Origin of the sequence: Marinobacter sp. (assembly GCF_014859525.1) — a bacterium.
Taxonomy (GTDB): domain Bacteria; phylum Pseudomonadota; class Gammaproteobacteria; order Pseudomonadales; family Oleiphilaceae; genus Marinobacter.
The window spans coordinates 133994-140847 of the sequence record NZ_JACUUB010000002.1 but is presented as its reverse complement, the minus strand read 5'-3'; the positions used below and the strand labels follow the sequence as shown (position 1 = coordinate 140847).

Annotated in this window: 7 protein-coding genes; 2 read left to right on the top strand and 5 right to left on the bottom strand. The window is 54.0% G+C overall.

Annotation, left to right across the window (positions count from 1 at the left end; genetic code table 11):
* Positions 1-96: 96 nt before the first annotated feature.
* Positions 97-1299, bottom strand: a complete 1203-nt coding sequence (gene tyrS, locus IBX51_RS01430; protein WP_291827902.1) for a tyrosine--tRNA ligase — start codon at positions 1297-1299, stop codon at positions 97-99.
* A gap of 307 nt (positions 1300-1606) precedes the next feature.
* Between tyrS and IBX51_RS01425 the strand changes: the two genes are divergently transcribed.
* Both IBX51_RS01425 and IBX51_RS01420 read left to right on the top strand, forming a co-directional pair.
* On the top strand, positions 1607-2980 hold the full coding sequence (locus IBX51_RS01425; RefSeq protein ID WP_291827898.1) for a peptidoglycan DD-metalloendopeptidase family protein: 1374 nt from the start codon (positions 1607-1609) through the stop codon (positions 2978-2980).
* 2 nt (positions 2981-2982) lie between these two features.
* Positions 2983-4083 (top strand): anhydro-N-acetylmuramic acid kinase, encoded by a 1101-nt coding sequence (locus IBX51_RS01420; RefSeq protein ID WP_291827896.1) that lies wholly within the window; start codon positions 2983-2985, stop codon positions 4081-4083.
* A 1-nt stretch (position 4084) separates the two neighbouring features.
* Here IBX51_RS01420 and erpA read toward each other — a convergent pair whose 3' ends face one another.
* From erpA to argC, 4 genes are all read right to left on the bottom strand, one after another.
* Positions 4085-4438 (bottom strand): iron-sulfur cluster insertion protein ErpA, encoded by a 354-nt coding sequence (gene erpA / locus IBX51_RS01415; protein WP_291827894.1) that lies wholly within the window; start codon positions 4436-4438, stop codon positions 4085-4087.
* Positions 4439-4500: 62 nt separating this feature from the next.
* On the bottom strand, positions 4501-4950 hold the full coding sequence (locus IBX51_RS01410; protein WP_291827891.1) for a polymer-forming cytoskeletal protein: 450 nt from the start codon (positions 4948-4950) through the stop codon (positions 4501-4503).
* 3 nt (positions 4951-4953) lie between these two features.
* Positions 4954-5694: a DUF6776 family protein gene (locus tag IBX51_RS01405; protein WP_291827888.1), complete on the bottom strand. Its 741-nt coding sequence runs from the start codon at positions 5692-5694 to the stop codon at positions 4954-4956.
* Between the two features lie 9 nt (positions 5695-5703).
* The gene (gene argC / locus IBX51_RS01400; RefSeq protein ID WP_291827886.1) at positions 5704-6741 is read right to left on the bottom strand and encodes an N-acetyl-gamma-glutamyl-phosphate reductase; all 1038 of its coding nucleotides are present in this window, start codon (positions 6739-6741) and stop codon (positions 5704-5706) included.
* Positions 6742-6854: the final 113 nt, after the last annotated feature.

The following is a 6854-nucleotide window of genomic DNA, read 5'->3' as shown; positions in this document are numbered from 1 at the left end:
GCCTGACCCTCAAGCGAGATGCGCATTCTACAGACCTTGGCTGAGGAGTCAACGGGCAATCCAAAAAAAGTTCCGGCTGATCGCAAACTCTCCCGATCAATCGACAATAACAACCCTGGCGATCTTCTTTTTGCCAGCCTGAACCACACAGTCATCGCCTTTGATGAATTTGCGCTCGCCGTCAAATTGCTTGCCATCGACATAGACAGCGCCACGCCCGAGAACATCTCGCGCCGCCGCGCCATTTTTTACCAACCCCGCCAGGCGTAGCACCGCCGCCATAGGAATACTGGCTTGCCCTTCCAATGACACCTCAATCATGGGTACGTTTTCCGGGATCTCGCCCAAGGCAACCCGATTGCCTGCAGACTTGTGCGCAGTTTTTGCCGCCTCTTCATCGTGGAACCGCGCGATCAACTCTTCCGCTAACTGCTTCTTGTAGTCCTGGGGATTGGCACCGGCTTCTACCTCAGCACGGAATGCATCAACCTCCGACATCGGCCGGAAGCTGAGTAATTCAAAATAGCGCCACAACAGTTCATCCGGTACCGACAGCAACTTGGTATACATCTCGCCCGGTGAGTCGCTGACACCGACATAGTTGCCGAGAGATTTGGACATCTTCTGCACACCATCCAAGCCCTCCAGAATCGGCACCGTAATAATAGCCTGCGGCGATTGACCATAATGCTTTTGTAAAATCCGGCCCATCAGGAGATTAAACTTCTGATCGGTGCCTCCGAGTTCAACATCTGCCTCAAGCGCCACCGAGTCGTAGCCCTGTATAAGAGGGTACAGAAACTCGTGAATAGCAATGGGCTGCTCTGCACGATATCGCTTGGTGAAATCATCGCGCTCAAGCATTCGGGCCACTGTGTACTGACCAGCAAGCTGGATCATGTCCGCCGCACCCATCTTGCCCATCCATTCCGAGTTAAAGACAACTCGGGTCTTAGCCGGGTCCAGAATCTTGAACACCTGCTCTTTATAGGTAATCGCGTTCTTGCGCACCTGGTCTTCGGTCAGCGGGGGACGGGTAGCACTCTTACCGGTCGGGTCACCAATCATTCCGGTGAAGTCACCAATGAGGAAGATCACCTCATGACCAAGATCCTGGAACTGACGCAGCTTGTTAATCAGAACTGTGTGGCCAAGATGAAGATCTGGCGCTGTAGGGTCAAAACCCGCCTTTATCCGCAGCGGCCGCCCTTCTTTGAGTTTTGCGATCAAATCCGCCTCAGGGATCAGCTCGTCAATACCGCGCTTGATGATGGCTAACGCTTCTTCAATTGATGCCATGAACCTTAATTCCCCAGTTTTGATTTGGTGTCAGGGCGGGAAAGTTACAGACTTCTACAAAACAAATCTGTGATTAACCGTCACCCTTGGTAAAGTGTAACCGCTCAGTTTTCGATCAATCAGAGCATAAAAGATCAGGCATTATACCAGTGGCATGTCGTTTTGTACGACCAGAGGCGGTGAGAACCGTAATGTTCGATACTGTCCCGCTCATGCCATATACGGTAGTCTGATGGTCTATACTTGAACTGGCGCTTTAAATAGCTCGCACAACATACTGGAATACCGATAATAATGGGTGAACCCCGTGTTTAAAACTTTTCCCAAAACGCATATTACTTTGGCCGCGGCCGCGACGGTCGTTGTCAGTGCTGCAGTGCTCATGAGCCCTAGCGCCGATGTCGAAGCCAAGCGCATGTCCTACACCATAGACCTTGAGCAGGGCTTGGTGCCTGGCGCGGCTTCAGAGGGCGTTCGCTCATCAGAAAATGATTTTATTAATACCCAGGCGAACGACCACGCCACACCGGAGGAACTTACTCAGCAGGAAACCATGCCGGCTGCCTCCTCCATTGACTGGCACGAATTCAACATCAAATCCGGCGACACGTTGTCGTCTCTGTTCCGGAAGGCCGGTTTTAATAACGGCGTTATGTTGTCCGTGATCCATGGCAAAGGTGAAGCAACCAAACTCCAGCGCCTGTATGCAGGAGAGGATATTCGCTTTGGTATCGATAGTGACGGACAACTGGTTGGTGTTGAGCTTCAGCGCAGCCGGCTTGAGTCACTCAATATCTCCAAAACCGACGAAGGATTTGTCGGCAAGACAGAAGTTCGCAGTCCTGAGCCACGCCCAGCCTTTGCCGGCGGCGTGATTGACGGATCGCTCTATCTGGCAGCCAGAGACGCCGGACTGAACGACCGATTAACGATGGAACTTGCTGGCATATTTGGCTGGGATATCGACTTTGTCTACGACGTCAGAAAAGGCGACAGCTTTGAGGTCGTTTATGAGGAACTTTACCTCGACGGCGAAAAGTTCGATACCGGCCGTATTTTGTCTGCCCGCTTCATCAATCGCGGCAATGAGAACGTGGCGCTGCTCTATACCGACTCTAATGGCGATACCGACTACTACACACCGGAGGGCAAAAGCATGCGCAAAGCCTTCCTGAGAGTTCCGATTAACGCCCGACTATCGTCGCCCTTTAACCTTCAGCGCAGGCACCCGGTTCTTGACGTAGTTCGCCCCCACGAAGGCACCGATTATGCGGCTCCGCCGGGCACTCCGATCAAAGCAGCAGGCAGTGGTCGGGTACAGTTTGCGGGCTGGCGCGGCGGGTACGGGCGCACCGTGGTCCTGCAACATGGCGATAATATCACCACGCTTTATGCACATATGAGTCGGTTAGGCAAAGGCATCAAAAATGGCACCCGGGTCAAGCAGGGCGACACCATCGGCTATGTTGGCTCTTCGGGCATGGTCACCGGCCCTCACCTTCACTACGAATTCCGTGTTAATGGTGTCGCTAAAAACTCTCGTACCGTAAAGCTTCCTGATGCCAAGCCGGTCCCAAGCAAGGAAATGGCAAGATTCCGCCAGTTCACCGATCAACGCCTTGCTCAATTTAACGTGTTCCGCGAAGGTGGCCGCCAATTGGCCCTGGCTTCGGATAATTGAGCATGAAGTATTGGCTTGGCCTGATGTCGGGCACCAGCATGGATGCAGTAGATGCCGTGCTGGTATCTTTTGACGACCAAAGCCTTGCGATCAAGGGCACATTCTCTCTGCCCTATCCCGAAGAGCTCAGGCAAAGATTGCTACTGGCGACGAGAAACCAGGCAGACGCCGACGAGCTCGGAGAACTCGACACCCTGGTCGGCCAACATTTTGGTACCACGGCTTGCGAGCTGATCAGTCGCAGCGGCGTTCTCAAGGAACAAATCCAGGCGATCGGCAGTCACGGGCAAACCCTTCGACACCAACCCAGCGGGCCAGCTCCGTTTTCGATGCAGATTGGCAGAGCCGCCTGTATTGCGGAAATGACGGGGCTGACAACTGTTTCTGACTTCCGTAGTCGGGACCTGGCGGCCGGCGGCCAAGGGGCACCGCTGGTCCCCGCCTTTCATCAATGGTTATTCCGCTGCAACCATCAGGATCGCTGCATTTTGAACCTTGGCGGTATTGCCAACATTACCTGGCTGCCTGCGGCCGGCATTAAAGCCATCATCGGTTTTGATACCGGCCCGGCAAACGCTCTTCTCGATGCATGGTGCCTTGACCAGACCGGGCGCCACTTTGACGAGAACGGTCACTTGGCCAATGAGGGCGCAACGCACGCAGAACTTCTGGCGAGCATGCTTTCGGACGCCTACTTCAGCAAGACACCCCCAAAAAGCACGGGAAAAGAACGGTTCAATCTTGATTGGATAAACACGCATCTGCAGCGTTTTCCGGAATTGCCCCCGGCCGATGTTCAAAGAACCCTTTTGCAGTTGACGGTCATCACCATTTTAAGACAAATGCCTCAGGAATCCGCAAACATGACGGTTTATGCTTGCGGTGGCGGCACGTTCAACTCATTGCTGATGAATGAACTCAGAATAGGATTGGGGTCGGTCAATCTGACCACCACTGCAGATCTTGGACTTGACCCGCAGTGGGTTGAGCCGGTGGCGTTTGCTTGGATGGCCAGGCAAACCTTGATGGGACAACCCGGCAACTTACCAGAAGTCACCGGGGCCAAAGGGCCTAGAGTGCTGGGGGCAATTTACCCAGCCTGAATCAGATGGAGAACGAGCTGCCGCAACCGCAAGTCGAGCTTGCGTTCGGGTTCTGGACGACAAACTGCGAACCTTGAAGCCCTTCCTGATAATCGATCGTGGCCCCCACAAGGTACTGATAGCTCATGGGGTCTACCAGCAGCTTCACACCCTCCCGCTCAATCACGGTATCATCTTCTTCCTGACTCTCATCAAAAGAAAAACCGTACTGGAAGCCGGAGCAACCACCACCGGTGACAAAAACGCGCAGCTTAAGATCGGGGCTCTCTTCTTCCTCAATCAATTCGCGCACTTTTGCGACGGCACTGTCGCTAAAGAACAGAGGCACCGCTATTTGTTGCTGAACTACACTCAAAATTTGCCTCCGGAAGATAAAACCAACTTACTGATTATGGTATTCCTGACTAATTCAGTCAACTATTCAGATTTACCCTCACGCTCTGAAGTTTGATCCTCCACCAGGCTGGCAGGCCTGTCGTGAGTCAGCAGGGCGCTGGCGTCGTCCTGACGAACCAGATTGCCGTTTACCGAAGCTCCCATTGCCATTTCGATCAGCCGGTAATAGACGCTGCCGTTAATGGCCGCTTTTTCTGCCAACTCAAGATGACTGGACGCGCGTACGTCGCCATCAACCTTACCGTTGATGATGACATGGGGCGCCGTAATGTCACCGAGAATCTCGCCCACTTCGGAGAGACGGATAACCGCATCGCTACCCTCTTCCGCCAGCACACGACCCTTGATTTTTCCATCAACATGCAAGCCACCGGAGAAATACACGTCTCCCTCAATGGTGGTGCGGGATGAAATCAGGGTATCGAAATGACCCGTCGAACGACGCGGCTTCTGTTTTTTCTTGCCCAGCATATCTTAGCTCTCCGTTAACGTTGCCCAATCGAAGGTTCGCTCTGCCTTAGAGGCATTGTTACCCTGGGCCTGTGCCACAACCTGAATTTCAACAGGCTCGAAACCTTCCGGGACAATCAGGGTACCCTCCACATCCTGGAAATACCTGAAGCGGAACCGGACCCCCAGATCTTCGATGTCATCTGACAGATCCCGTAATGCGATCACTTCTCTCTCGCCACTCAGGGTTCCGATCACATTGACCGCAACCTGGCCGGCAATAAAACTGTTGTTGTTACCAATCTGTGTGAGCACCATTTTAAAGCGATAGCTGCTGTCGCCTCGGGCCCGCACCAGCGAAAAGCTGTCCACTTGAAGACCCTGACTCGCCTCCGAGGGGGCCATAATGTTTCGGTAAAACGTCAGGTCTGCTTCAAGTTCGGAAATTCGGGTTTCAAGCCCAACGATGGTATTGCGGGCCTCGTTCATGGCTCGCTCATCAATCGCTCGACCGCGTTCGAGGTTAACAAGACTCTGCCGGGCTTTCCGGAACTGCTCCCGCAAAGCATCCACATCCTGAGCCAACACCTCATTGGTGGCCTCTGCGGATGAAAAACGGAAACCACCCTGAGCCATCCCGGTAGCATACCCAGCTACGGCTGCGATCACAGTGAACGTCAACAGAATCAAGCTCCGGCGCAGGCGATAGCCCGGCCGGTGGCGGATAACCACATATTCATCCGAAGGTTTACGGGTATCACTCACGATCAATCCTCAGGGAAGCAACGCCGGGGCGTTCAATCCAAGGTTTTCGTCCAGACCAAACATGATGTTCATGTTCTGAACCGCCTGACCGGCCGCACCTTTGACAAGGTTATCGATCACCGACGTCACGATCACAATATTACTCTGCTCTTGTCTGTGCAGCGCCATACGGCACTGATTGGCACCGCGAACGCTGCGGGTTTCAGGATGACTGCCAAACGGCATGACATCCACAAACGGCTCATTGCGATAACGCTCTTCATAAAGCGCTTGCAAACGGTCGAAGTCTGCAGGGTCGGTCAACTCAGCATAGAGCGTGGCCTCAATACCCCGAATCATTGGCACAAGGTGCGGCACAAAGGTAACGCCCACAGTTTTGCCCGCGGCCTGGCTCAAGCCCTGACGAATCTCTGGCAGGTGCCGGTGGCCAGAGGCCCCATAAGCTTTGAAGCTCTCGCCGACTTCTCCGTGCAGCATGCCTATATTACCCTGGCGCCCGGCGCCGCTGGCACCGGATTTAGCATCCGCAATCAGTCGCGAGGGATCGACCAGTCCCTGTTCAAGCAAAGGCAGAAAGCCAAGTTGAACGGCGGTTGGGTAACATCCGGGGTTAGCCACCAACTGAGCCTGGCGAATCTCATCACGAACGACTTCCGGCAATCCGTAAACCGCTTTCTCTGCCCATTCCGGTGTTTCGTGAGGCATGCCGTACCACCGGCTCCAAACGGTCAGATCTTTGATGCGGAAGTCGGCAGACAGATCCACTACTCGAACGCCGGCCTTCATCAACTCCGGCACCATACGCATCGCGACACCATGTGGGGTGGCAAAAAAGACGAGGTCACACTGCGACAACACGGCAGGCTCTGGCTCAGAGAACACCAGATCAAAGTGCCCCCGAAGGTTGGGGTACATATCTGCCACTGGCATACCGGCCTCTGAGCGAGAGGTGATGCACTTGACCTCGACTTCCGGATGCACAGCCAGGATTCTCAGCAGCTCAACGCCCGTGTACCCGGTACCACCAACGATGCCTATCTTAATCACTCTAATCTCCCGCGCGGTCTGGTCAGAATTCCGCGCTAGTCTACCATGATAATCCAAGGACTTATTGCAGCCGTCAGGTGCACGGTTACAATGTTGCCAGAAACCTTCTGAAA